The 25,823-nt window shown below is 61.4% G+C and carries 27 protein-coding genes; 9 read left to right on the top strand and 18 right to left on the bottom strand.

The features are described 5' to 3' along the window. Nucleotide 1: 1 nt before the first annotated feature. From ssuD to BRPE64_RS27240, 6 genes are all read right to left on the bottom strand, one after another. Nucleotides 2-1,150, bottom strand: coding sequence for an FMNH2-dependent alkanesulfonate monooxygenase (ssuD, locus tag BRPE64_RS27265; RefSeq protein ID WP_016348201.1), 1,149 nt, complete (start codon nt 1,148-1,150; stop codon nt 2-4). Nucleotides 1,151-1,195: 45 nt separating this feature from the next. After that, a complete protein-coding gene (locus BRPE64_RS27260) occupies nt 1,196-2,170 on the bottom strand; it encodes a sulfonate ABC transporter substrate-binding protein (RefSeq protein ID WP_016348200.1) in 975 nt (324 codons plus the stop codon). A gap of 206 nt (nt 2,171-2,376) precedes the next feature. Next, complete coding sequence (locus BRPE64_RS27255; protein WP_016348198.1) at nt 2,377-2,637, bottom strand: hypothetical protein; 261 nt, start codon at nt 2,635-2,637, stop codon at nt 2,377-2,379. A 365-nt stretch (nt 2,638-3,002) separates the two neighbouring features. Continuing rightward, complete coding sequence (locus tag BRPE64_RS27250) at nt 3,003-3,212, bottom strand: hypothetical protein (protein ID WP_044043756.1); 210 nt, start codon at nt 3,210-3,212, stop codon at nt 3,003-3,005. A 129-nt stretch (nt 3,213-3,341) separates the two neighbouring features. Then, nucleotides 3,342-4,658 carry an MFS transporter gene (locus BRPE64_RS27245; RefSeq protein ID WP_016348195.1) on the bottom strand — a complete coding sequence of 439 codons (1,317 nt, stop codon included), beginning with the start codon at nt 4,656-4,658 and terminating at the stop codon, nt 3,342-3,344. 61 nt (nt 4,659-4,719) lie between these two features. Continuing rightward, nucleotides 4,720-5,994: a glucarate dehydratase family protein gene (locus BRPE64_RS27240; RefSeq protein ID WP_016348194.1), complete on the bottom strand. Its 1,275-nt coding sequence runs from the start codon at nt 5,992-5,994 to the stop codon at nt 4,720-4,722. 175 nt (nt 5,995-6,169) lie between these two features. Here BRPE64_RS27240 and BRPE64_RS27235 point away from each other — a divergent pair, with 175 nt between their 5' ends. Both BRPE64_RS27235 and BRPE64_RS27230 read left to right on the top strand, forming a co-directional pair. Continuing rightward, nucleotides 6,170-6,874: a GntR family transcriptional regulator gene (locus BRPE64_RS27235; protein WP_016348193.1), complete on the top strand. Its 705-nt coding sequence runs from the start codon at nt 6,170-6,172 to the stop codon at nt 6,872-6,874. Between the two features lie 3 nt (nt 6,875-6,877). Further along, nucleotides 6,878-7,324, top strand: a complete 447-nt coding sequence (locus BRPE64_RS27230) for a YaiI/YqxD family protein (protein WP_016348192.1) — start codon at nt 6,878-6,880, stop codon at nt 7,322-7,324. 58 nt (nt 7,325-7,382) lie between these two features. On the opposite strand, the gene BRPE64_RS27225 is transcribed toward BRPE64_RS27230, so the two are convergent. Further along, entirely contained in the window at nt 7,383-9,134 is a 1,752-nt protein-coding gene (locus BRPE64_RS27225) for a cytochrome c biogenesis protein DipZ (protein WP_016348191.1), read from the bottom strand. A gap of 274 nt (nt 9,135-9,408) precedes the next feature. Between BRPE64_RS27225 and BRPE64_RS27215 the strand changes: the two genes are divergently transcribed. Then, a complete protein-coding gene (locus BRPE64_RS27215; protein WP_016348189.1) occupies nt 9,409-9,996 on the top strand; it encodes a thioredoxin family protein in 588 nt (195 codons plus the stop codon). A gap of 75 nt (nt 9,997-10,071) precedes the next feature. Here the strand turns inward: BRPE64_RS27215 and panS are convergent, their stop codons facing one another. After that, on the bottom strand, nt 10,072-11,031 hold the full coding sequence (gene panS / locus BRPE64_RS27210; RefSeq protein ID WP_016348188.1) for a ketopantoate/pantoate/pantothenate transporter PanS: 960 nt from the start codon (nt 11,029-11,031) through the stop codon (nt 10,072-10,074). Nucleotides 11,032-11,213: 182 nt separating this feature from the next. On the opposite strand from panS, the gene BRPE64_RS27205 reads away from it, so the two are divergent. The 3 genes from BRPE64_RS27205 to BRPE64_RS27195 all read left to right on the top strand — a co-directional run bounded on the left by BRPE64_RS27205 (nt 11,214) and on the right by BRPE64_RS27195 (nt 13,398). Next, entirely contained in the window at nt 11,214-11,822 is a 609-nt protein-coding gene (locus tag BRPE64_RS27205; RefSeq protein WP_232519341.1) for a cupin domain-containing protein, read from the top strand. 39 nt (nt 11,823-11,861) lie between these two features. Then, complete coding sequence (locus BRPE64_RS27200; RefSeq protein ID WP_016348186.1) at nt 11,862-12,398, top strand: DUF6622 family protein; 537 nt, start codon at nt 11,862-11,864, stop codon at nt 12,396-12,398. 205 nt (nt 12,399-12,603) lie between these two features. Further along, on the top strand, nt 12,604-13,398 hold the full coding sequence (locus BRPE64_RS27195) for a DUF899 domain-containing protein (protein ID WP_016348185.1): 795 nt from the start codon (nt 12,604-12,606) through the stop codon (nt 13,396-13,398). 40 nt (nt 13,399-13,438) lie between these two features. Here the strand turns inward: BRPE64_RS27195 and BRPE64_RS27190 are convergent, their stop codons facing one another. Then, nucleotides 13,439-14,302 carry an alpha/beta fold hydrolase gene (locus BRPE64_RS27190; protein ID WP_016348184.1) on the bottom strand — a complete coding sequence of 288 codons (864 nt, stop codon included), beginning with the start codon at nt 14,300-14,302 and terminating at the stop codon, nt 13,439-13,441. A 122-nt stretch (nt 14,303-14,424) separates the two neighbouring features. Between BRPE64_RS27190 and BRPE64_RS27185 the strand changes: the two genes are divergently transcribed. Both BRPE64_RS27185 and BRPE64_RS27180 read left to right on the top strand, forming a co-directional pair. Continuing rightward, nucleotides 14,425-14,784: an ArsR/SmtB family transcription factor gene (locus BRPE64_RS27185; RefSeq protein ID WP_016348183.1), complete on the top strand. Its 360-nt coding sequence runs from the start codon at nt 14,425-14,427 to the stop codon at nt 14,782-14,784. Continuing rightward, nucleotides 14,774-15,289 (top strand): SRPBCC family protein, encoded by a 516-nt coding sequence (locus BRPE64_RS27180; protein ID WP_051180562.1) that lies wholly within the window; start codon nt 14,774-14,776, stop codon nt 15,287-15,289. Before BRPE64_RS27185 ends, BRPE64_RS27180 begins: the two co-directional genes overlap by 11 nt. A 36-nt stretch (nt 15,290-15,325) precedes the next feature. Here the strand turns inward: BRPE64_RS27180 and poxB are convergent, their stop codons facing one another. From poxB to BRPE64_RS27150, 6 genes are all read right to left on the bottom strand, one after another. Beyond that, the gene (gene poxB / locus BRPE64_RS27175) at nt 15,326-17,047 is read right to left on the bottom strand and encodes a ubiquinone-dependent pyruvate dehydrogenase (protein ID WP_016348181.1); all 1,722 of its coding nucleotides are present in this window, start codon (nt 17,045-17,047) and stop codon (nt 15,326-15,328) included. A gap of 480 nt (nt 17,048-17,527) precedes the next feature. After that, nucleotides 17,528-18,325, bottom strand: coding sequence for a transporter substrate-binding domain-containing protein (locus BRPE64_RS27170; protein ID WP_016348180.1), 798 nt, complete (start codon nt 18,323-18,325; stop codon nt 17,528-17,530). Between the two features lie 48 nt (nt 18,326-18,373). After that, nucleotides 18,374-19,102, bottom strand: a complete 729-nt coding sequence (locus BRPE64_RS27165; RefSeq protein WP_016348179.1) for an amino acid ABC transporter ATP-binding protein — start codon at nt 19,100-19,102, stop codon at nt 18,374-18,376. Continuing rightward, nucleotides 19,086-19,739, bottom strand: coding sequence for an amino acid ABC transporter permease (locus tag BRPE64_RS27160; RefSeq protein ID WP_016348178.1), 654 nt, complete (start codon nt 19,737-19,739; stop codon nt 19,086-19,088). Before BRPE64_RS27160 ends, BRPE64_RS27165 begins: the two co-directional genes overlap by 17 nt. Beyond that, nucleotides 19,736-20,482 (bottom strand): amino acid ABC transporter permease, encoded by a 747-nt coding sequence (locus tag BRPE64_RS27155; RefSeq protein WP_016348177.1) that lies wholly within the window; start codon nt 20,480-20,482, stop codon nt 19,736-19,738. Before BRPE64_RS27155 ends, BRPE64_RS27160 begins: the two co-directional genes overlap by 4 nt. Before the next feature lie 102 nt (nt 20,483-20,584). After that, nucleotides 20,585-21,442: an NAD-dependent epimerase/dehydratase family protein gene (locus BRPE64_RS27150; RefSeq protein WP_016348176.1), complete on the bottom strand. Its 858-nt coding sequence runs from the start codon at nt 21,440-21,442 to the stop codon at nt 20,585-20,587. Nucleotides 21,443-21,582: 140 nt separating this feature from the next. Here BRPE64_RS27150 and BRPE64_RS27145 point away from each other — a divergent pair, with 140 nt between their 5' ends. Continuing rightward, nucleotides 21,583-22,338 (top strand): FadR/GntR family transcriptional regulator, encoded by a 756-nt coding sequence (locus BRPE64_RS27145; RefSeq protein ID WP_016348175.1) that lies wholly within the window; start codon nt 21,583-21,585, stop codon nt 22,336-22,338. A 103-nt stretch (nt 22,339-22,441) separates the two neighbouring features. Here BRPE64_RS27145 and BRPE64_RS27140 read toward each other — a convergent pair whose 3' ends face one another. The 3 genes from BRPE64_RS27140 to BRPE64_RS27130 form a co-directional block, all read right to left on the bottom strand. Next, nucleotides 22,442-23,788 carry an MFS transporter gene (locus BRPE64_RS27140; protein WP_044043424.1) on the bottom strand — a complete coding sequence of 449 codons (1,347 nt, stop codon included), beginning with the start codon at nt 23,786-23,788 and terminating at the stop codon, nt 22,442-22,444. A gap of 240 nt (nt 23,789-24,028) precedes the next feature. Beyond that, on the bottom strand, nt 24,029-24,937 hold the full coding sequence (locus BRPE64_RS27135) for an SMP-30/gluconolactonase/LRE family protein (RefSeq protein WP_016348173.1): 909 nt from the start codon (nt 24,935-24,937) through the stop codon (nt 24,029-24,031). Further along, the gene (locus BRPE64_RS27130; protein WP_016348172.1) at nt 24,934-25,764 is read right to left on the bottom strand and encodes an NAD-dependent epimerase/dehydratase family protein; all 831 of its coding nucleotides are present in this window, start codon (nt 25,762-25,764) and stop codon (nt 24,934-24,936) included. Before BRPE64_RS27130 ends, BRPE64_RS27135 begins: the two co-directional genes overlap by 4 nt. Nucleotides 25,765-25,823: the final 59 nt, after the last annotated feature.

Raw genomic sequence — 25,823 nt, 5'->3', positions numbered from 1 at the left:
GTCAGCCTTGCGCCGCTTTCGGCAATTCGGATGTGCCGATCACTTCGCCGAATGGTCCCGACAGCGGTCCCGTCACCTTTTCCTGCTGCTTGCGCGGCAAAAGCGGGAACACGAGTTCAGCAAAACGATACGACTCTTCGAGATGCGGATAGCCCGAGAGAATGAACGTGTCGACACCGAGTTCGGCGTATTGCTTCATCAGACCGGCGACCTGTTGCGGATTGCCGACGAGCGCCGTGCCCGCCCCGCCGCGCACGAGCCCGACGCCCGCCCACAGATGCGGATACACCTCGAGCTTGTCGCGGTTGCCGCCATGCAGCGCGGCCATGCGGCGCTGGCCTTCCGAATCCATCTTGGCGAACGAAGCCTGCGCGCGGCGAATGGTTTCATCGTCGAGCTTGCTGATGAGGCGCTCTGCGTCCTTCCATGCTTCCTCTTCCGTCTCGCGCACGATTACATGCAAGCGGATACCGAACTTGATGTCGCGGCCGTTGTTTGCGGCGCGGCGTCGAATATCGGCGAGCTTCTTCTCGACTTCGGCGGGCGGCTCACCCCACGTCAGATACGTATCGATATGCTTGGCCGCGATCTCGTGCGCAGCCGGCGACGATCCACCGAACCACAGCGGCGGATGCTTCTGCTGCACGGGCGGATACAGCACCTTGCCGCCTTGCGAACGCAGATGCTTGCCGTCGAAATCGAAGCTGCCGTTTTCATGCGATGTTTCGAGCAGGCCGCGCCAGATGCTGAGAAATTCGTCGGTGATTTCGTAGCGTGTATCGTGATCCTCGAATACGCCGTCGCCTGCAAGCTCGGTCGGATCGCCACCGGTCACGACGTTGATGAGAAGACGTCCGTTCGAGAGCCGGTCGAACGTCGATGCCATGCGCGCGGAAAGCCCCGGCGAACTGAGCCCCGGGCGCACCGCGACGAGAAACTTGAGGCGCTTTGTCGCGGGAATCAGACTCGACGCCACGACCCACGCATCTTCGCAGGAGCGGCCCGTGGGCAGCAGCACGCCTTCATAGCCGAGCGTATCGGCGGCGGTCGCGATCTGCCGGAAATAGTCGTAATTCGCTGCACGCGCGCCTTGCGATGTGCCGAGATAGCGGCTGTCGCCGTGAGTGGGAATGAACCAGAAAACATTCATGCAGGGCCTGCCTTTCGTGTATGTCGTGAATTGCGTAAGCGATGCTCAGGCGACGTTCCAGCGCGCCTCGGTCACGTCGAGCTTCTTCGGGATCAGCTTGAGATTGGTGAACACGTCGGCGATCTGCTGTTGATAGGCGAGCGTCGCGGGCGCGACCGGCTGCACGCCATACGCGGTACGCTTGAGCGCGACTTCGAGAATGCCCGCATCCAGCCCGACGAGCGGCGACAGTTGTGCCGCCACCGCTTGCACGTTGTCGCGCGCCCAGCGATCGACCTGATCGAGTTCTTCCAGCACCGTATGCACGAGTTGCGGCTGCGCGGTCGCGGTCTTGCGCGTGGCCAGGTAGTACTGGATGTTGCTCACGAGATTCGTGCCGTCAGTGAGCTGGCGCGCATTGGCTTGCTTTTCGGCGGCGGCGAGATACGGATCCCAGATCACCCATGCGTCTATGCTGCCTTGCACGAAGGCCGCGCGCGCATCGGCGGGTGCGAGATAGACGGGTTGAATATCCGCGTAAGTCAGGCCGGCCTTCTTCAATGCTTCGACGAGCAGATAATGAACGTTCGAGCCCTTGTTCAAGGCCACTTTCTTGCCGCGCAGTTCCGCCACCGAACGAATCGGCGAGTTCTGCGGCACGACGATCGCCTCGGCTTTCGGCGCAGCCGGCTCGTTCGCGACATAGACGAAATCGACGCCCGCTGCCTGTGCGAAGATCGGCGGCGTTTCACCGACCGTGCCGATATCGACCGCGCCCGCATTGAGTCCTTCGAGCAGTTGCGGCCCGGCGGGAAATTCGAGCCATTGCACGGTGACGCCTTGCGCGGCGAGGCGCTTGTCGAGCGTGCCGCGCGCTTTCAACACGACGAAGTTGCCGTACTTCTGATAGCCGATGCGCAGTGTCTTCGGCGTTTCAGCCGCGCGTGCACCGCTTGCGGCAAATCCGCTTGCCATGCTTGCGCCAAGGGCTGCGAGTTTGACGAGCGCGCGTCGGCGCGACGCATTATCCGGATCGTGCATAAGCATTCCTCAAGCGATGAATAAGGCATCTTCGATGCCGAGTGGTTCATCGATCTTAGCAACGCTCGTCGCAATGGCTAAGCGAGCAATCGTGATATCCATTGCAGAAAATCAGATTGCAATGACCGTCTTTTAGCTTGGAAATTAACGAATAGGAATGCGAATCTATTTAGGCGACACGACCGAAAAAAGCTAAAACCGCCCGATCACTCGGACGGCAATTCGGCGGACGCCTGAAACAGATCGACCGTATAGCCCATGTTGAAATAGCCCGCGCGTGCGTAAAGCGCGATGCTTTCGAGCCGCTCGGTGCGGCTCGCCGCATCGCCTGCGCGTTCGTCGACGTTTGACGCCGTGCAGGCGCATGCCTGCCTGACGCGCTCGAATTCGCGCATGCGCTTGCGGTCGCGCACGTCGCGCGCCGAGGCCGAGAGGCTGTGCCAGTAACGCGTCAGGATGTCCGGCATGGCTTTTCCCCTGCGATGAGTGGATGCCTTCCAATGTAGACGGTTAAAAAAAGCTGCGCAAACAAGGTTTTCTGCAATGCAATGCATGCGATGCATGACACCGTGCGCGCAAAGCTTTTCAGGCCGCTTTGTCCGCTACACGGCAACCACGGCATCAGGCACCTTCAGCCCGAGACGACTCCGTAAAGTCTTCCCTTCATACGCGCGCCCGAAAATGCCGCGCTTCTGAAGAATCGGCACCACGCCTTTGGTGAACACGTCAGCGCATCGGATATCGGATTGAAGCCATCGGCTGCACCATTCTGGAACCAGCGCGTTTCGAAAAGCTTATGAGGATTGAGCGGGAAAGAGACGGAGCAACGAGATCAGCGCTTGCTGCGTTGATCGATCCACAGCCGCGCCCAGCGCGCGGCGTACGCCACGGCGTGATCGGCTTCGAAGAAATAGTCGAGCGCGTCGAACGTGAACGACGCGCCATGCGGCGACGCGTCGCGTTCGATGGTCAGATTCGCGGCATACAGGCCGCTCGGCAATGGACGCGCGGAAGGCGCGACTTCGTATCCCTTGTATCGCATGCAGGTTTCCGGAGAAGTGCTCGCGGGCAACATCGCCCGATGCGATTCATGCTAATACGCGTGCCGCGCCCCTCCAACGAAGGCTTTGGTCTTAGCTAACCAGTGCTTCGTTCACGTGTTATTCGTGCGTTACTTCGGCGCGCCGGGTTGCAGCTTGAGCGCGGCACGTCCTTCACGCGGCACTATGCGGGCAAAGAAAACGACGCCGGCGGCCACCACCGACATCAGCGCAAGCCCGGTCAGCCCGCCCTGAATGGAACCGGTCTTCTGTTCGAGAAAGCCGAATGTCGCGGGCGCGACGAAGCCGCCAAGATTGCCGATCGAGTTGATCAGCGCGAGCACCGGCGCCGCGATGCGTGCATCGAGATAGCCTTGCGGAATCGGCCAGAACAGTGACGACGCCGCCTTGAAGCCGATCGCCGCGAAGCAGATCGACACGAACGAGAATACCGGGCTGCCCTGACCCGCGGCATACATGCCGAGCGCCGCAATCAGCAGCACGCACGCGACCCATGCCTGCTGGAACTTGAAGCGTGCGGCGAGCGCGGCGAACAAATACATCGCGACAATGGAGATGAGCCACGGAATCGAGTTGAAGAGCCCGACCTGAAAGTCGTTCAGATGCCCCATCTTGCGGATGATGCTCGGCAGCCAGAACGTCGCGCCGTAAATGGTCAGCGACACCGAGAAATAGATCAGGCAGAAGATCAGGATCTGCGGATCGCGCAGCAGACTCCACGCCGACGGCTTCACGGTATGCGCCGCATCGCGCTGAAGCTGCTCCGCCTCGATCTCGCCGATGAGCGCATCCTGCTCTTCGCGCGTGAGCCATTTCGCGTCGCGCGGTTTCGAATCGAGCCAGAACCACACGAAGCCCGCGAGCACGACCGACGCCATGCCTTCGATGATGAACATCCACTGCCAGCCATGCATGCCCGCGCCTTCGATCAACATCAGCCCGCCCGAGATCGGGCCCGAGAACACGGATGCCAGCGCGGAGCCGCTCAGAAAGATGGCCATTGCCTTGCCGCGTTGATCGCGCGGCAGCCATTGCGTGAAGTAGAAGACGACGCCCGGGAAGAAGCCCGCCTCGGCCGCGCCGAGCAAAAGCCGCATCGCATAGAACGAGGTTTCGCCCTGCACGAAGGCCATGCCGACCGCCGCCAGTCCCCACGTGACCATGATGCGCGTGAGCCACGCCTTCGCGCCGAAACGCTGCAACAGCATGTTCGACGGCACTTCGAACACGGCATAACTCACGAAGAACAAGCCCGCTCCGAGCCCGTATGCCGCCGCACCGATGCCGAGGTCCGCGCTCAGATGCTGACGCACGAAACCGATGTTCACCCGGTCGATGTAATTGACGATGAACATCACGACGAAAAGCGGCAGCACGTGCCACTTGATCTTGCGTACGGCGCTCGACAGCGCGCTGGAACTGCTCATGACCGTGTCTCCTGAATGGGCGCTGCGAATGCGTCTACGACGTCTTTGAACTCTTTTAAACTTAGAAGCGCGGATTCTTGCCGGTGAACTCCGGCTGATACTTGCGCATCTGCGAGAGATCGTCGCGATTGCGCACACCGCACGACAGATACTGCTCGTGCAACTCGGCCAGCTTCGCGCGATCGAGTTCGACGCCAAGGCCCGGTGTCGTCGGCACACGCACCGCACCGTTGTCGAACACGACACGGCCGCCCTTGATGACTTCCTCTTCCTGCCACGGGTAATGCGTGTCGCACGCGTAGGTGAGGTTCGGGATGCTCGCCGCGACATGCGTCATCGCCATAAGGCTGATGCCGAGGTGCGAGTTCGAATGCATCGACATGCCGAAGCCCCACAGCCTGCACATGCGCGCGAGCGTCTGCGTTGCGCGCAGACCGCCCCAGTAGTGATGATCCGACAGCAGCACCTTGATCGATCCCATCTCGCAGCCGCGGCGGAAATCGTTCATCGTCGTGATGACCATGTTGGTCGCGAGCGGCAGCTTCGTATGCTTCTGCAACTCGGCCATGCCTTCCAGACCCGGACACGGATCCTCGTAATACTCGAGGATCTCGTCGAGTTCGGGCGCTGCCGCAATGCTCGTTTCGAGCGTCCAGTTCGCGTTCGGATCGAGCCGCAGCGGCATGCCGGGAAACGCCTTCGAAAGCGCCTTCATACACGCGATTTCATGCGCCGGCTCGAACACGCCGCCCTTCAGCTTGATGCTCTGAAAGCCATACAGTTCGATCATGCGGCGCGCCTGCGCGACGATCTGCTCAGGGCTGATGCCCTCGCCCCATGCATCCGGCGCATAGGGCTTGTCGATGTGCTCCGCGTACTTGAAGAACAGATACGCGCTGTACGGCACCGCGTCGCGCACCTTGCCGCCGAGCAGATCGACGACCGGCGCGCCGACAATCTGCCCTTGCAGATCGAGCATCGCGACTTCGAGCGTGCTGATGACCTTCGGCGCGTTCTTCGCGGCATGCGAGCCCGGTGCGAGTTCGAATTCGACCGCGCCGGGCGTCGCCTTGATCGTCGCGCGCACGCGCTCTTCCATCTGGTTCAGATCGAACGGCGACAGGCCGACGACGAGTTCCTTCGCCTGTTCCAGCACGCGCAGCATCGGTTCGTCGCCATAAGTCTCGGAGATGCCGATGCGCCCGTCGCTCGTCTCCACTTCGACGATGGCACGCAGCGCCCACGGCTCGTGAATGCCTGCGGCGTTGAGGAGCGGACCGTCGCGGAAAGCGATTGGAGTGACGCGAACTTGCGTGATGGAGATCGGGCGGGTCATGGAGTGGTTCCGGCAAGAAAGAATGCAGCTAGGATGAACGCATAGTAAAGCACTAATATATTAGTGTGTCAGTAGGGAAAGTACGGACGCGCCCTGAATCGCGCAACCAGACGCGACGGGCCTGGCGACCGGCTATAGTACTAATGTTTCAGTTTTCGCCGTCCTGCTACAGCCCATGAAAATCGTCGATACTCCTCGTCCCGTTCATCGTCTCGACCGGTCCCGTCACGCCGCGCCGCAAGTGTTCGAGCGGCTGCGCGAGATGATCCTGTCGCTGGAACTGACGCCCGGCACGGTGCTGTCGCGCAGCGAACTCGCGACCCGCTACGGCCTCAGTCAGACGCCCGTGCGCGACGCGCTGATCAAGCTCGGCGAAGAAGGACTTGTCGATATCTTTCCGCAGCATGCGACCGTCGTGAGCCAGATCAGCGTGGCATCGGCGTTGCAGGCGCATTTCCTGCGCCGTTCCATCGAACTCGAAGTCGTGCGCACGCTCGCGCGGGAACACAAGGCGTCGCTGGTTGCGCGGCTGCGCGCGACCATCGCCGAGCAGGAGGAATATCTCGATCCCGCCGACGTCGAGCAGTTCTCGCTGCTCGATCACGCGTTTCACCGGCAGATGTATGAAGCTGCGGGCGTGCCGCAGTTATGGGATCTGGTGCGCAGGTTGAGCGGACATATCGACCGGCTGCGTCGCCTGCATTTGCCGGTGGAAGGCAAGACGAAGGCGGTGGTGCGCGATCACCGCGAGATCGTCGATGCCATCGAGAAAGGCGATATCGAAGCCGCCGACGCGGCGCTGCGCAAGCATCTGTCCGGCACGCTGAATCAGATCGACGAGATTCGCACGAGCCATCCCACTTACCTGACGGATCATTGATCCATGCAAATTCTGGTCGATGCGGACGCCTGCCCGAGCGTCGTCAAGGACATTCTGTTTCGCGCGGGGCCACGCGTGAAGGTCAACGTGACGCTCGTGGCCAATCAGTTCCTGCGCACGCCGCCCTCGCCGTTCATTCGCGCGATTCAGGTGCCATCGGGCTTCGATGTCGCGGATGCACGCATCGTCGAGATGGCGGAGGCCGGCGATCTGATCATCACCGCCGACATTCCGCTGGCCGCCGCCGTGCTCGCCAAGGGCGCGCATGCGCTCGATCCGCGTGGCGAATGGTTCAGTGCGGAGAATATCGAAGAGCGTCTGACGATCCGCTCGATGATGGACCAGTTGCGCAGCACGGGCGTCGATACGGGCGGTCCGCCGCCGTACAGTCCGCGCGACGGCAAGCAGTTCGCCGCGCAGCTGGATCGGTTTCTTGCGCGGCGTTCGTAGGTAAGAGATCGCGGAATGGTCGCTCATCACGCGTGTCTTCGAAGCGGCTCAATAGGCATCAACCAAAGGTAAAGCTGTACACCTGCGCACCAGGATCGAGAAATTCGATCTGGAATGTACGGTCATCCACGGCGCCGCTCTGACGCACGAGCTGATACAGCCGCGCGCTCGTCACGATGCCGCTGCCATCCGCGGCGACATCGGCGCCGTGCGAGTTGCCCGGCGCCTTGCCATCGATCGTGATGCGAAAGCGCACCGGCTTGCCATCGGACGATGGAGCCAGCACGAGATGCAGATCGCGCGCATGAAAGCGATACGCGATACGCGCCTGCGATGCAGCAGGCACGGCCGCTTCACCGCCGACGTTCCATTGCCCATCGAGCGCCCACTCGTTCAGCGACAGTTGCGCGGGCAACGTATAGCTTTGCTGCGCATCGGGCTTCACGCGTTGCGGCGATGCGAACCCCTGCGCCTGCCGATAGCCCACATACGTCTCGCCCGATCCGATGTCCGCCGTATCGGCTGCTGCCTGTGCGCCGCTGCCCTGGACCGTCTGCGCATCGCGTGCGGTCGTCTTGCCGTTATCGGCAAGCAACTGACGGATCGTATCTTCGGCTTCGCGATATCCTCCTTCGCCGAAGTGGTGATAGCGCACGCGCCCTTGCGCATCGACGATATAGAACGCCGGCCAGTATTGATTGCCGAACGCGCGCCACACGCCGTAGTCGTTATCGATCGCCACGGGATAGCGAATGTTCAGATGGTCGAGCGCGCGCTTCACGTTGCCGGTGTCGCGCTCGAAGCCGAACTCGGGCGTATGCACGCCGAGCACGACAAGGCCGTCGTTGCCGTAACGCTGCGCCCACGTCTTGAGATACGGCAAGGTGCGCAGACAGTTGATGCACGAGTACGTCCAGAAGTTGACGACCACGACCTTGCCGCGCAATGCATCGGCGGACAGCGGGGCGGAGTTGAGCCAGCTCGTCGCGCCGTCGAGCGACGGCAAGCGGCCCTCAACCGGAAGCGCTGCATTCGTCGATACACGCATCACGCGCGCGCCCTGACGTGCTTCATGCGATGCATGCTTCGTTCGCGTCAGATCGACGAGATGTGCCTCGATGCCGTTGGTCGGCGCGCCCGGTATCGATGCAAGCAGCCGTGTATCGACACCCGTCGCGACCGCGGCCACGGTGAACAACACGAGTGCGCCCAGCGCGCGTCTGAGATGCTCGCCGAAGCCGAGCGAAGCTTTGAGCGCATCGAAGGCGCGCTTGCCGAGGCCGGTCGCAACCGCAAGCGAAGTCGCCGCGCCCACGGCATAAGCAGCAAGCGCCGCCGCCGTTTGCCAGTTCGCTCCGTGCAGCGCCGCGCCCGTAAGAATCACGCCGAGAATCGGACCCGCGCATGGCGCCCACAGAAGACCGGTCGCCGCGCCGAGCAGTGTCGATGACGCGATGCGGCGCGTCGTGCCATACGACTGAGAGCGCATGGTGATGCGGTCCGCGAGTTGCGAAAGCGGCAACGTGAGCCGCGCGGCAATCGACGGAAACAGCAGCGCCGCGCCGAACAGCGCAAGCATCGCGAGCGCGATCCAGCGGCCGTATTGGCTCAGTTGCGCGGCCCCCGCGAGGCCGGCCGCGCCGATGCTGGTCACGAGTGCGAACGTGCCCGCAAGCCCGGCCAGAAGCGGCAGGCGATCGGTGAGAAATGGCCGGTCCGACCGCGCGAACACGAACGGCACGACCGGCAGAATGCAGGGGCTCAGAACGGTGAACACGCCGCCGAGAAATGCGATGACGATGAGTGACATGAGATCGGTATCCGGTGAAAGGGAACATCAAGCGATGTACGCTATTTCACCGCCCTCATGTATCCGGCGGATTTCAGATGGAGCGCTGCGTGCATCGCCGTGTATCGGCTGCCGTCGCAGATACATGGCGATACATGCGGCGCGATTTGTATCGCCATGTATCCGGTGCGTGTCGCGATACATAGCGATGCATATCGGCCGATGTCAGGACACGCGCCCGATACATCCGCGCGTTCCAATACGCTCTGAGCCCAACCCGCAAGGAGCATCCGTCATGTTCGAACGTCTCAAGATCGCCGCCGTCGCCGCGGCCATGGTCGCTGCATTTGGCGCTGTTGCCGCGCTTGCCGCCTTCGCTTCGACGACCGCTTCGTCCGGCGGAAAAGTAACGCAGGGAGTGGACGTACAAACGGCCATACAAGCGCCCGACTTCACCGGCATCAATCAGTGGCTCAATAGCCCGCCGCTCGATCTCAAGCAATTACGCGGGAAAGTGGTGCTCGTCGACTTCTGGACTTTCGATTGCATCAATTGCGTGCACACGCTGCCACATGTGAAGGAATGGTATTCGCGCTATCACGACAAAGGGCTCGTGGTGGTCGGCGTGCATACGCCCGAATACACATTCGAGCGCGATACCAACAACCTCAAGAAAGCCATCAAGCAATATGGAATTGAATATCCGGTCGCGCAAGACAATCAGTACGCGACATGGAACGCATATCGCAATCAATACTGGCCGGCGCTTTATCTGATCGATCAGAACGGCAAGATCGTCTATAGCCATTTCGGCGAAGGACGCTATGCGCAAACGGAAGAAGTCATTCGCGGCTTGCTTGGCTTGAGCGCCAAGCAAGGTTAAAAGCCGCGCATTGCTGGCGAAAAAAAGGCGTGTCCGCAATGGACACGCCTGCATTGGCTATTCGGTCACTCAGCCTCAGCCTTGCCGTGCGATGGCGCTTTGTGCGTTTTGATCGTGCGTCGATCCTTTTGCCGGACGGCCTGCCCAGTAACCTGCAAGCATCGATCCCGACAGGTTGTGCCACACGGAGAACAACGCGCCCGGCAACGCCGCAATCGGCGTGAAGTACAGCTTGCCGAGCGTCGCGGCGAGACCCGAATTCTGCATGCCGACTTCAATGGCAAGCGTGCGGCACACGGCTTCGTCGAAACCGAGCAGACGTCCGCCCCAATAGCCACCCAATAGCCCGATGCCGTTGTGCAGCACCACGCCGAACGCGACCACAAGACCCACCGATGCAATGCTCTTCTGCGTGCCGCCAACGACCGCCGCGATGATCAGCAGGATCGACACCATCGACACGAGCGGCAGCATCCATTCAATGCGGCGCACGAACTTGCCGAACAGATGATTAACGACGAGACCGATGACGATCGGTAGCGCGACGATCTGCACGATGCTCATCAACATGCCGTGCACATCGACAGCGATCGACGCATCGACATAAAGGCGCGTGAGCAGCGGCGTCGCGAATACGCCGACGAGCGTCGACAGCGCGCTGATCGTGACCGACAGCGCCACGTCGCCGCGTGCGAGATAGATCATCACGTTCGACGCCGTGCCGCTCGCGACGCTGCCCACCAGCACCATGCCCGCCGTCAGATCGGGCGGCATGCGCAAAGCCTTGGCGATCACCCATGCGGCAAGCGGCATCACGAGGTAATGCAGAACGATGCCCGCGATGACCGGCGCGGGACGCGTGAACACGCGTTTGAAATCGTCGATGGAAAGCGTCACGCCCATCGACAACATGATGATGGTCAGAAGCGTCGTCACGTGCGGCGCGATGCCCGTCACGGACGAAGGAAAACTATAAGCGGCGATGGAGGCCAGCACGGCCCAAAGCGGAAAAAGACGGGTGATACGGGCAAGCATGAAAGGCAATCCTCGAAGGTCGTGGCGTGTCGTGTTCTTAGCGATGCGCGCAGAGCGAACGCTCGTGCGCAAACGGAATGCTTGATTGCCTTTGTGGGGCGTTCTTAAGGCGCGGGGATAGCGCGCAATGCGGCCGGATATCGGGCAAGCGTCGCATTTTAACCGCCTGGCGGTTTTAGTTTATGGAAAAGCTTAATTCAAGCGGGCTTTTCCCCCTTAATTCGCGGCTAATTCAATGTCGCCAAGATGCGCATGAAGGATCAACGACACACCAAACGTCATCGAGGAGTACAGCCATGCAAAGCGATTTGCTTCATACAAAAGCACCCGATAGCTTGATTTCCATTCCCTCAATCGGCGTCGATATTGACGTGCGTATTGCGCCCGCGACGACGCACGCACGCGCGACGCTCATCGAAACCACCGACGCACCCGGCTTCGGCCCGCCGCAGCACAGGCATCAGCGGGAAACGGAAGTCTTCCATATTCTCCAAGGCCGCTATCTGTTCGAAGTCGATGGCCAACGCATCGTCGCGAACGTGGGCGATACGGTTGTGGCCCGCGTCGGCAGCACACATCGCTTTACCAGCATCGATACCAAACCGTCGCGCATGCTCGTTTTGATCACGCCGGGACTCGACGCCACCGCATTCTTTAGCGAATTGCGCGAAGTCATGGCGAAAGGCAAGCCGGACCCCGAAGCGCTGCAGTCGCTCGGCGACAAATGGGACATCGAGTTTCTTGGCCCGCCGCTCACCTGCCCCGCCGAACTCAAAGACTCCGCACGCTGATTCGCTTATCGCAACCCATCACACTCGCAGGAGATCGTCATGTCGCCACTTGCAATCATTCAAGGCACACCGACCTGGGTATGGCTGCTGCTCGTATTCCTTGCATATCGAGGAATCAAGGCGTTGCACGGTGGCACGACGCCGCTCTCGAAGCTCGCTATCGTTCCGCTCGTCTTCGCAGGACTCGGCATCGCGCATATGCTTCACGAACCGCTCGCGGGCTGGAGCGCCGCGCTCGCTTGGATCATCGGCATCGGCGCGGGCATCGCGGCGGGCCTCTTTACGGCGAGTCGCACGCGCTTCATCGTCGATCCGGTTGCGCGAAGTGTGATGCTTCCGGGGTCTTTTGTGCCCTTGCTGCTGATCGCCGTCACGTTCATCGCCAAATTCTGGCTCGGCTTTGAAATGGCCACCGTCACGAATGTCGCGGCCCTCATGAACTATGTGTTGATCGATGCCGCCGTGTCCGGTGTCGTCGCGGGCATGTTCGCCGGACGGTTCATCACATACTGGCGCGCCATGAACGAATGCACTGGCACCTCGGCGATCAGTGGAACAGGCGGAACACGCGGCTAATTCAATGAGTCATCGGCAATGGCCGGTGCAGGACCGGGCACGTTCACTGCAGCGATGTAGGAAGTTTGGCGACAGGAATTCCGCCACACTTGTTACTCCCATCGTTTCGCGATCCGGCGGCAGACTGTCTCATGTCGAACATCGACGACATCGCATTTCATGAGACACGCAAATCCGCCTAACCCGGAAGGAGGCTGCATACACCATGACTACATCAGACGAGAACGGAAAGAATGCCGCGCAAACCGCGATGCGCACGCCGCCGGTCGTGTCGCCTGAAGAATGGGAGACGGCGCGCGAGCGTCTGCTCGTCAAGGAAAAGGAGCATAGCCGTGCCCGCGATGCGCTGGCGGCCGAGCGTCGTCGCATGCCATGGACGGCCGTCAAGGCCGACTACATGTTCGAAGGCCCGGCGGGCAAGGCAAGCCTGCTCGATCTCTTCGACGGGCGTCGTCAATTGATTATCTATCGCGCGTTTTACGAGCCGGGCGTATTCGGCTGGCCCGAACATGCGTGCCGCGGTTGCTCGATGGTGGCCGATCAGGTCGCGCATGTCGCCCATCTGAACGCACGCGACACGACGCTTGTGTTTGCATCTCGCGCGCCGCAGGACGATATCGCGCGGCTCAAAGCGCGCATGGAATGGGATATTCCGTGGTTCACCCTCACGGATCAATTCGATGCCGATTTCGGTGTAGACGAATGGCACGGCACGAACGTGTTTTTCCGCGACGGCGACCGCGTGTACCGAACCTATTTCATCAACAATCGCGGCGACGAACAGATGGGCGGCACGTGGAATTATCTGGACATCACACCGCTTGGCCGTCAGGAACTCTGGGAAGATTCGCCGGAAGGTTATCCGCAGACGCCTACGTACAAGTGGTGGAACTGGCACGACAGTTATGCGCCCGACACGCCGCCCGACAAGAAATGGGTCGAGGTGTCTGATGCCGGCGAGGCGGCCTTTCGTGCCGAGAGCGCGAAGAAGAAGTCTTGATGGATGGTATAGCCAGCTTGTCTTTGCGATTGCAACCGCGCTAGGCCACGATCCGCAGGAAGGTCAGCAATTCGCCGACGATTGCCTCGGGTGCATCTTCCTGCATCAGATGTCCTGAACCGGGCACGCGTGAGAAGCGCGCGCCCGGAATCAGCGACGCCAGTTCGACACCGCGCTCAACCGGAATCCATTCGTCTTCCACGCCCCACAGTATGGAGACAGGACACGTCAGTTCGCCATAACGCGACTGCACTTCGTCGGTATAACGCTGATCCATTTGCGCGATCTGTCGATAGAACGCGGCCTGACCGCGCTCTCCCGTCCACGGATGCGTATAGATGCGCAGCTTCTCCGGCGACAAAGCACGATGTGCCGCGCCTCGCAGATAAGCATCGAGCATGGCCTGATGCATATAGGGCGGCACGCCCGCGAATGCGGCCTCGTGTTGGCGCACATGACGCACGAAGGGCGAGCCCCAAGGCGCTACCGCAACCGGATCGACAAGCAACAAAGATCGATACGCGCAGCCATTCAGCAACGCGGCTCTAAGCGATGTCGCGCCGCCGAAGTCGTGAGCAAGAACATCGGGCAATACGTTGTTCCAGTCACGGCTCCAGTGCTGCAACAGCGCGGCGAGCACGCGATTCTGCACGCCAAGCGAGACGTCCTGACCGTCGCGCATCTCCGATGCGCCGTAGCCGAGCAAATCGAAGTAATGCACGCGCCGGAAACGCGCCACGATCGGTGCGATCCGTCGCCATACCTGCGACGAAAACGGCGTGCCATGCACCATCACGAGCGGCGCGCCCGCGCCCATTACGCCGTAGCGCACCGACTGCCCTTCGAAGTCGAATACGTGATCGAGCGGCAATGCGTCCGTACACGATTGATCTCTTGTGCTCATGGTTCGTCTCTGCAATGTCGTTTCATGAGGATAGTCCAGCTTCCCCAACGCCGCACTTGACCCGGAAATCGCCGCGCCGTATATTACTTTCTGGCTATATAACCGATCAGCCATCAAAAGGTATGCGCGAAGAAGACTTGAATCAGGTATTCGCGGCGCTTGCCGACCCGACGCGTCGTGCAATCGTCGCGCGTCTCGCAGCCGGCGAAGCGACCGTCAACGAACTGGCCGAACCGTTCGACATGACACAGCCCGCCATCTCCAAGCATCTCAAGGTGCTGGAGCGTGCCGGACTGATCTCGCGCTCGCGTGCGGCGCAAACGCGCCCTTGCCGCCTCGAACCGGCGGCGCTGGGCGGAGTGGCAAACTGGGTCGAAGCGTATCGGTCGTTGTGGGAAGACAGCTTCGACAAACTGGCTGAATACCTCGACGCACAGCCGAAGAAACCACGCAAATCGAAAGGACGCAAACATGCCGCATAGTAACGACACGGCCACGCAAAACGTAGCCTTCACGATGAACCGCATCTTCGACGCACCTCGCGAGCGCGTCTGGCAAGCATGGAGCGAAGCGGATCGAATCGCACGCTGGTGGGGCCCTAAAGGCTGCACGATCGCGCTGCATCGCTTTGAGTTTCGGCCCGGCGGCTTCTTTCACTATGCGATGGAGTTCGCAGGCATGCCCTCGATGTGGGGCCGCTTCAACTATCGCGAGATCGTCGAGCGCGAGCGCATCGTCTGGCTCAATTCGTTTTCCAACGAACGATGCGGCATTGCGCGCGCGCCGTTCAGCGAAGTGTGCCCGCTGGAAATAGAGAACGTCGTGACGTTCAGCAATGCAGGCGACAAGACGTCGGTCGCGCTGCATGCCACGCCCTTCGGCGCAAGCGTGGAAGAACAACGCTTCTTCGATGAATTGCGGCCCTCGCTCGAACAAGGCTATGGCGGCACGCTCGATCAGCTTGCCGCTTTCCTGCACAGCGCGTGAACGTAGCGCGGCCCTCGAAGGGCCGCGCTTGAACGCTTAACGGAGATTGGTCCGCGCCAGTTCGACCAGCTCGTCGCCGCGTCCGCTCAGAATCGCGCGCAGCATATAGAGACTGAAGCCCTTGGCCTGCGACAACTCGATAGTCGGCGGCATCGACAACTCATGCTTGGACGTGACGACATCGATCACCGCCGGTCCCTTGTGCGCAAACGCCTCGCGCAGCGCGTTTTCCAGTTGCTCCGACTCTTCGACACGCACCGACCAGATGCCCGCACCCTTCGCGATCTGCGAGAAGTCGGTCTTGCTCAGATCCACGTTGGTGTCGAGATAGCCGCCCGCTTTCAATTCCATCGAGACGAAGCCCAGCAAGCTGTTGTTGAACACGACGACCTTGATTGGCAGATTGAGCTGCACCGCGCTGAGAAGATCGCCGAGCAGCATCGACAAACCGCCGTCGCCCGATAGCGACACCACTTGCCGTTGCGGATGCGCCGCCTGTGCGCCGAGCGCCTGCGGCATCGCGTTGGCCATCGATCCGTGATTGAACGAGCCGTGCAACTGGCGCTTGCCGTTCATCGTCAGATAACGCGCGGCCCAGAGGGTCGGCGTACCCACGTCGACGGTGAAGATGGCATCTTCCGCCGCGAGCTCGTCGACGACCTTCGTCAGATATTGCGGATGAATCGGCCGGCCCGGCGCGGATGGCGTCGCGAGATGATCGAGGTCCTTGCGCGCATTCCTGTAATGCTCGAGCGCGTTGTCGAGAAAGCGGCGATCGTTCTTGCGCTGAAGCTTCGGCAGAAGCGCCGTCAACGTCTCCTTGATCGTGCCGACAAGTCCCATTTCCAGCGGTGCGCGCTTGCCGAGTTGCGAGCCACGCCAGTCGATCTGCACGATCTTCGCGTGCGGCGGATAGAACGGTCGATAAGGAAAGTCACAGCCGAGCAAAAGCAGCGTGTCGCAGTTCATCATCGCGTGATAGCCCGAGCTGAAGCCGATGAGACCGGTCATGCCGACATCGAAAGGATTGTCGTACTCGATGAACGGCTTGCCGCGCAGCGCATGCACGACGGGCGCGCCGAGCGTATCGGCCAGCGCCACGACTTCATCATGCGAGCCCGCGACGCCGCTGCCGCACATGATCGTCACGGCTTCGCAACCGTTCAGAAGCGCGGCGAGCCGGTCGAGGTTCGCATCGGCCGGCACGATCGTACCGGGCGCGCTGGCTGTCCATCGCGGCTCGACATCCGGGCCCTCGCTCAATGCGATATCGCCCGGCAGCACGATCACCGCGACGCCACGCTGATCGAGCGCGGCGCGCATCGCACGTTCGAGCACGCGCGGAAACTGCGACGCATTCGACACCAGTTCGACGAAGTGGCTGCACTCCTTGAACAACTCCTGCGGGTGCGTTTCCTGAAAGTAGCCAAGGCCGATCTCGGTGGACGGAATGTGCGCGGCGATGGCGAGCACCGGCTGCTGATTGCGATGGCAATCGTAGAGGCCGTTGATCAGGTGCAGATTGCCTGGCCCGCAACTGCCCGCGCAGACGGCGAGCTTGCCCGTCGCGGCCGAGTCGGCCCCTGCGGCGAACGCCGCGGCCTCCTCATGGCGCGTGTGCATCCAGCGGATCGAGCCCACCCGATCGAGGCTGAATGCAAGTCCGTTCAGGCTGTCGCCCGTGACGCCCCAGATGCGTTCTACGCCCGCTGCCGCGAGCGTCTTCGCCAGATAGTCGGCAATCGTATTCTTGGCCATGATGGGTTCCGTATGGATAAGGTTCCGAAGGATGGCGGGTCCGTGCACCCGAGCGGCGCGCGTTGGGCAATGAGTGCAACGGCTCATTGAATGCACGATGCAAAATGCAGAGGCAGTGTATGCCGGGGCGCGCAAATTGTCTTACACCCTGCCACAGCCTTGCGGCGCGGGGACGAGCGAGATTCCGCAGCGGCTCGCAAGAGCACGAGCGGTCGGCATATTGCATGCGAAATGCGGGAAAGTTTTTTGTATGCGAAATGCAAACGCGGGCGGGGCCGAGTCGGATGACCCGGCCCCGCCCGTTGTCTGAGGGGCGCGAGGCCCGCTAACCGATCCGCGGCCGCCTGGCCTTCGCGAGAACAGCGGTCGTCTGGAGGAAGTCGCCGCCCGCTTGCTCTTCGCGATGGTGAACGCGGACCGACAATCGCGCGGGCACTAAGCGATCCCGCGCGGCTGTCCTGAAGCGTGCGTGCGCGGTTCTTACGCGCCCTTGCGGACGGTATCCGGCAGATCGCGGCCGTGGTACTTCTTGTAGATCGTGTTGAGGTTGCCGCTCTTCATGTTCGTGCTGACCCAGTTGTTGACCCAGTCCTTCAGGCGCGGCTGGTCCTTGTTCATCGCAATGCCCAGATCGAAGTTCTTCTGCTCGAACTTCATCTCGATGTTCCGTTGCGGCGCGCGATGCTGCATCTCCTGCAGGTTCGACGGCGTGCTCGAGAAGACATCGATCTGACCGGTGACCATCGACGTAATGAGCGTCGCGTCGTCTTCATAGCGCTGAATCTGCGCGCCCTTCGCCTGTTGCGTGGTGAGCGTATCGTTCACCGTGGCGCGCGTGAGGCCGATGGTCTTGCCGTCGAGGTCCGCATAGTCCTTCACCTTGATCGTCTTCACGCCGCCGACGATGATCGTGATCACCGCATACGGCACCGAGAAATCGACGACCTTGGCGCGCTCCGGCGTGATCGACAAGTCGGCGATGACGAGGTCCGCGCGCTTCGCCTGCAGCGTCGGGATGCGCGCGGCGTTGGTGATCTGCACGAGTTCCAGCTTCACGCCGAGGTCCTTTGCGAGCGCGGCGGCGGTATCGACATCCGAACCTGCGGGCTTCAGGTTCTCGTCCGCATAGCTGAAGAGCGGCGTGCCCATGGCGATCGCGACGCGCACGACGCCCGCCTTCTTGATGTCGTCGAGCTGGTCGGCCATTGCGCTATGCATCGCGCCGGCCAGCATCAGGGTTGCTACGGCCGCGCGTGCGATGAGTGTCTTTGCTTTCAAGTGATGTCTCCGTCGTTATTGATGGTGCATGGATTGATGTTGCGGATATCAAAGCCCGTTATCGAGAAATGCGCGCAGTTCCGGTGTGCGCGGCGCGTCGAGCATGCTGCCGTCGCCGACTTCCCACACCTTGCCCTGATGCATGTAGATGATGCGATCCGCCACGCGCTTGGCGAACGCCATCTCGTGCGTGACGAGCAGCATCGTCATGCCGTCTGCGGCGAGGTCTTCCATCACGCGCAGCACTTCGCCGGTCAGTTGCGGATCGAGCGCGGACGTCACTTCGTCGAACAGCATGACCTTCGGCGACATCGCAAGCGAACGCGCGATCGCCACGCGCTGCTGTTGTCCGCCCGACAATTGTTCGGGATACGCGTCCGCCTTCTGTCCGAGACCGACTTGTTCCAGCACGTTCATCGCGATGCGCCGTGCCTCGTCGCGCGCGAGCTTCTTCACGTGGCGCAGCGCGAGCACGATGTTCTCTTCCACGGTCAGATGCGGAAACAGGTTATAGCTCTGAAACACGATGCCCACTTCGCGCCGCAACAGATGCAGGTCGACCTTGGGATCGTCGACGCGAATGCCGCACACTTCGATCTGGCCTTGATCGATTGTCTCCAGCCGGTCGAGGCAGCGCAGCGCCGTGCTCTTGCCGGAACCGCTCGCGCCGATCACGGCGATCATCTCGCCCTTGTTGACTTCGAACGACACGCCCTTCAGAACGTGATTGGAGCCGAAGCTCTTGTGAATATCGTCGACTTTAACGATTGCTGACATTGAGCTTGTTCTCCATCGATTGGCTCCAGCGCGAAAGCGGATAGCACAGGACGAAATAGAAAGCGCCGACCAGTCCGAAGATGAGGAACGGCTGGAAGATCGAGTTGTTGATGATCTGACCCGCGCGCGTCAGTTCGATGAAACCGATGACCGAGGCAAGCGACGTCATCTTGATGAGTTGCACCAGAAAGCCGACGGTCGGCGGCAAGGCAAGGCGCATCGCCTGCGGGATGATGACGAGGCGCAAGGTCTGCCAGCGCGACAGCGACAGACACTCCGACGCTTCCCATTGCGGCTTGGGCATCGCTTCGATACAGCCGCGCCAGATATCGCCGAGATAGGCGCTCGAATAGACCATCAGCGCCATGCCCGCCGCGACGAGCGCAGGCACTTGATAGCCATACACCGACAGGCCGAAGTACACGATGAACAGCAGAATCAGCAACGGGATGCCCTGAATCGCTTCGATATAAACGAGCGCCACGCGCGACAGCCACACACGCGGCGAAATGCGCGCGAGCATCACGCCGAATCCGCCGATGCCGCCCAGCACGAACGCGAGCGCGGAGAGCGCCAGCGTCCAGCCGATCGATTGCACCAGATAGACGAAGTGCGAGGTCGTGAATCCGCCGCTCATGCCGCACCTCCGGGAATGACCGTATCGATGCGCTGCGGATCGGGCGGTGTCTTGCCTGCGCGCTTGGCGGCCAGACGAATCGCGCGGCGGCGCTTGAAGAGATGCTCGCCCACCGCCCACGCGACGAGCTTGATGATCAGCGACAGCACGAGATACAGCGCCGCCACGACGATATAGGTTTCGAGCGAGCGGAAGGTATCGGACTGCACCGTGTTGGCAACCGCGGTGAGTTCTTCGGCCGAGATCTGCGAGGCAATAGCCGAGGCCTGCATCATCAGCAGGAACTGGCTCGTCAGCGACGGATAAACCTTCTCGATCGACGGCTGCAGCATCACATGCCAGCCGATGCGCCACTTCGAAAGACCGAGACATTCCGCCGCCTCGATCTGTCCGCGTGGCACCGATTCCAGACCGGCGCGAATGATCTCGGCCGCATAGGCGCCGATGTTGATCGTCATCGCAAGCGCAGCCGCCGCGAAGGTCGGCATGCGTATGCCGATGCTCGCGAGCCCGAAATACAGCAGGAAGATCTGCACGAGGAACGGCGTGTTGCGCACGGCCTCGATATAGATGATGCAAAGCCGCGTGAGCACCGGCACCTTCGCGCGCTTGGCGAACGCGACGAGCATGCCGAGGATCAGGCCGAAGAACACGGCCACGCACGTCATCTTGAGCGTGAGCCACGCACCCAGCAGGAAGGTCGGCCAGTACGGGATCAGCGGGGAGAAATCTAGAGAAAACATGGCGGCAAATATCCCTGTGAAGTTGGGCGCCTTACCCGGTACGTCCAGAACTGGATGTATGACGACATACTACGAATACCGTGATATTGCATCTTGCATGCATTAAACCGGGTCGAACGGGCCGGTGGTCGTGAAGGCGCCGCCCTGCAGCACCGCGACGGGATCGGTCGGCGCGGGCGGCGGCGTCGCTTCGATTCGTTCGCGGAACTGCTCGGACGAGTCGCGCGGCACGAAGCCCAAATGCGCGGCGCAGCGGTTGTCCCACCATGTGTGCGCATTGGCCGACATGCCGAACACGATTGTATGGCCGACGTCCGGCGTGAAGAGACTGCGGCGCAGCAGGTCGTGAAAATCGTCGTAACTCATCCAGCTCGCCATCATCCGGCGGTCCTTCGGTTCCGGAAACACCGAGCCGATGCGGATGCTCACGGTCTCGATGCCGTAGCGGTCGAAGTAGAGCTGCGCCATGTCTTCGCCGAACGACTTCGACAGGCCGTAGTAGCCATCGGGGCGCTTGCGCGCGTCCGCGTCGATTCGTTCGTCCTGCCGATAGAAGCCCGTGACATGATTCGAGCTCGCGAACACGACACGCTTCACGCCCTGGCGGCGCGCTGCTTCGTAAAGGTTGAAGACGCCCTTGATGTTGGCTTCGAGAATCTCCTCGAACGGACGCTCCACCGAGACGCCGCCGAGATGGACGATCGCGTCGCAATCTCGGGCGAGTGCGTCGACGGCCTGGCGGTCCGCGAGATCGCACGGAGCGATCTCTTCGTGAGGCGCAGCGTCGCTCGTCAAGGTGCCGGGAAGATCGGAAATGCGCACGTGTCGCGCGAATTCGGCGACACGATGCCGTATCGCGCGCCCGATTCCACCGGCCGCACCGGTCAGCAGCAAGCGGTCGAATTGCGCGGCGGCGTTGGCAAACCGCACAGCAGACGGCGCGGCATTGTTCTGTTCCATCGAGTCATGTCTCCAGCGAGATCGGCTAGGGATTACCCTGCACGCGTCTTCTTGTACGTTGTCATATCACTGCATGACGCATATCATCATTTACCGACCGATTTGTCAATGTGTGTAAAACCCAGACCAACGAGAACGCCGTGACGCTATCGCCAGTTCATCCCTCCGACACTTTCTCCGCGTCCTCGTCGGGCGCGCGCCGCAGTCTCACATCGCAATTGGTCGATGCGTTGCGCGCGCAAATCGATTCGAAGGAACTGAACGCCGGCAGCCGGCTCGCGACCGAAGCCGAGATGGTGCAGCGGTTTGGTGTGAGCCGCACCGTCGTGCGCGAGGCGCTATCGCGACTGCAGGCTGCGGGGCTCGTGGAGACGCGGCATGGCATCGGCACGTTCGTATGCGAAGCGGGTGCATCGACGTTGCTGCAACTCGATCCCGCCGATGTCGCCGGTTCCATCGACGCGCTGGCCATCCTCGAATTGCGCATCAGTCTGGAGACCGAATGCGCGGGGCTCGCGGCCTTGCGCTGCGATCCCTCGCGGCTCGCGACCATGCGCGCCGCCCTCGCCGATTTCGAGCAGAGCGTCGATAAGGCCGCCGATACGGTGTCGCCCGATTTACGCTTTCACATGGAGATCGCGCATGCGACGGGCAATCGTTATTTCGTCGAGATCATGGAGCATCTCGGCACGCGAATGATTCCGCGCACGCGCATCACCGCCACGCCGATTCCGCGCGAGCAATACGCCGAGTATCTGATGCGCGTGAATCGCGAGCATGAACAGATCGCGGATGCCATCGAACGCGGCGACGCCGATTCGGCACGCACCGCGATGCGGCTGCATCTGATCAATAGCCGGGAGAGATTGCGCCGCGCGCAGGCGTCGTCGGAATGAAGTTGCATCGAATAAACGCAAGAGGGACCGTCAGTCGCTCACGGTCCCTCTCGTCCATCTGAAGGCCTTAGCGGACCCTTCAACGAACCCTTCAACGAGCCATTCAACGAGCCAAGTTCGGCTCGGGCTCTTCGAGGTCATGCGCGTTGGCAATCGTCTCCAGCGCGGAGTCGTGATGCAGCAGCAATACCGCCGCCACGCCGATCATGCCCGCACCCGAGAGACACAGCAAACCCGCGCCGAAGCTGCCGGTGCTGTCCTTGATCCAGCCCATGACATAGGGACCGAAGAAACCCGCGAGATTGCCGAGCGAATTGATCGCTGCAATGCCGCCTGCGGCCGCAGCGCCCGACAGGAACGATGCCGGCAACGTCCAGATCACCGGCAGGCAACCGAAGATGCCGAAGCCCGCGATCGAGAGCGCGATCATCTTCAGGACCGGGTTATCCAGTCCCGCCGATGCCGCGATACCGCCCGCCGCCACCATCAACGCAATCGCGACGTGCCAGCGGCGTTCGAGCTTGCGATCCGAATGCCGGCCCCACAGCACCATGCTGATCACGCCGACGATATACGGCAACGACGTGACGAAGCCCGTCTGAAGATTGGTCAGCCCGAACGACTTGACGATCTGCGGCAGGAAGAAGCTCAGACCATAGTTGGTCGCGTTGGCGCCGAAGTAGATCAACGCGATGGCGAGCACGCGCGGATTGAAGATAGCCTGCTTCACGCTGAACGAATGCACTGCCTCGCGATGCGCGCGTTCATGCGCCTGACGCTTGACGAGCCACTCGCGCTCTTCGTCGGCGAGCCAGTGTGCATCGGCGGGCTTGTCGGTCAAATAGAAGAACACGACGAACGCAAGCAGCAGCGCAGGCAATGCTTCGATCAGATAAAGCCATTGCCAGCCTTGCATGCCGCCCATGCCGTCCATCGTCAGCAGCGCGCCGGAAATCGGCCCGCCGATCACGGTGGACAGCGGAATGGCCGCCATGAAATAGCCGACGACGCGTCCCCGATACTTCGCAGGAAACCACAACGTCAGCAAGAAAATGATGCCGGGAAAGAAGCCCGCTTCCGCGACGCCGAGCAGGATGCGCAAGCCATAGAACACGTACGCATTGGAGAGTCCCGTCGACTGCGCGATGTGCGGGATAAACGCCATCGCCGCGGCAAGAATGCCCCATGTGAACATGATCCGCGCGATCCAGCGACGTGCGCCGAATCGTTCGAGCAGCAGGTTGGACGGAACCTCGAAAAAGAAATAGGCGATGAAGAAGATGCCTGCGCCAAAACCGAACATGCTCGCGGTGAAGCCGAGCGCTTTGTTCATCTGCAATGCGGCAAAGCCGACGTTGACACGATCCAGATATGCGATGAAGTAGCACAAGATCAGGAACGGCACGAGGCGAAACATCACGCGTTTCATGGTGCGAGATTCAAGGTCCATCTATGTCTCCTCCGGATAGAAGAATTAGCTCGCTGGGTACTCGTAGTACCTGCGGAGACTACTCTCTAAGGAGACAGTAAAGAACTGGTGTTTAGCCTTGGTATCGGTTCCTAAGCTTGACTGGGTTCACGTTTGATGTGCGCCAATGCGGTGCACCAAAGGTGCTTTAATCCCAAAGCTTGCAGAATGAAAGCAAAACGGGCCGTTGTTCGGCCCCGTTTTCATAGGTGGATGCGCAATTTATGCGACCGGTAACATTCCGGCGTAGTGCGGTTCCGGTAAGCCTTGCACACCGGGGTTCAGGGCAAACACGTAGCCGTCGTCTTCAGTTGCGTTCGATGCCGGGCGAATCGTCGTGACGAAGAGCGTCGACAGGTCGCTGCCGCCGAATGCGCACATCGAAGGCTTGCTCGCGGGCAATGCGATCTCGCGATCGAGCTTGCCTTGCGGAGTGAAGCGCAGAAGGCGGCCTGCGTCGTTGGCGCAGGTCCAGTAGCAGCCATCGGCATCGACCGCTGCACCGTCCGGACGACCCGTGTAGTGATGCAGGTCCGCGAACACGCGCCGCGCGCTTGGCGTGCCGGTATCGGGGTCGAAATCGAATGCCCACACCAGACGACGTTGCGGATGCGAGTCGGACAAATACATCGTCCTGCCATCCGGCGACCACGCGAGACCGTTCTGTGTGATCAAACCGTCGACAACGGGCGCGGACAATCTGCCGGTTTCATCGAACCGATACAGCGCGCCGGCCGGACTCGCCAGCGACATGTCCTGCACCATCGTGCCGGCCCAGAAGCGCCCTTGCCGGTCGCAGCGGCCATCGTTGAAACGCATGCCCGGCGCGGGAAATTCAGGCGCAGCGAGTTTGATTGCGTGCGCATCGCCGAGGCTCTGCAAGTTCACGCCGAACATGCCGCTCTCCATGCCCGCGACGACGTGCCCCGCCGCATCGAACGCAAAGCACGCGACCTGCTCGGCGAAGGTCCATTCAGTGCGCCGCGCGTTCGCGATCTCCAGCCGGACGATGCGCCGCGCCGGAATATCGACCCAGTACAGCGCGCCCTCTTCCGCGCGCCAGACCGGGCATTCGCCGACCGTCGCGCGGCCGCCTGAATCGAGCCGTTCGACGCGGTTCGCGCTGCTCATCGCTTGCGCTCCATCGGTTCGCCGATCACGAATGCGCCGCCCTGGAAGCGCTGCGCGGGGTCATCGTGATTAGCGGTCGGCGCGGCGACCGGGAAGAGCCCGTTGAACTGCGCCGAGCTGTCTTGCGGATTGAAGCCGAGGAAGCCGGCCTTCGAGTTGTCCCACCACTTCACGGGATTGTCCGATGCGCCATACACCACCGCATGGCCGACACGATTCGTGAACAGCGAGCAACGCACGAGCTCGATGAAATCGCGGAAGCTCAGATACGTGACGAGCATACGCGGATTCTTCGGCTCCTCGAACGACGAACCAATGCGCAAGCACACCGTCTCGATGCCGAAGCGATCGAAGTAATAGCGCGACAGCGCCTCGCCGAAGCATTTCGTCACGCCATAGAGGCTGTCCGGCCGCTGCGGTGCATCCGCGTCGAGCACTTCGGTGACGGGATGAAAGCCGATCGCGTGATTCGAGCTCGCGAACACGACGCGCTTCACGCCATAACGGCGCGCCGCTTCATAGATGTTGTACGTGCCGCGGATGTTCGCTTCGATCAGATCGTCGAACGGCGCGTCGATAGAGATGCCGCCCAGATGCACGATCGCATCGACACCCTCGACGAGCTTCATTACCTTGTCGCGGTCCGCGAGATCGACGGCGCTCACTTCTTCGTGGCTGGCGGCATCGTCGAGCGGGGCAATGTCGGAGAGCCGCACGACGTCCGCCCATTGCGCGAGCGGGCTGCGCAATTGACGGCCCAGGTTGCCGGCCGCGCCGGTCAGAAGCAGACGCTTGAACGGTTTGCCCGCTGCGGTTGGCTGATTCATCGAGACTCCTATCGAATACGTAGTGATGCGTTGAAAGCTAAAAAAAAGAAAACGTTTTC

This window comes from Caballeronia insecticola (assembly GCF_000402035.1).
Taxonomy (GTDB): Bacteria; Pseudomonadota; Gammaproteobacteria; order Burkholderiales; family Burkholderiaceae; genus Caballeronia; species Caballeronia insecticola.
The sequence above is the reverse complement of the archived record's forward strand: the minus strand, read 5'-3'. Positions and strand labels throughout refer to the sequence as shown.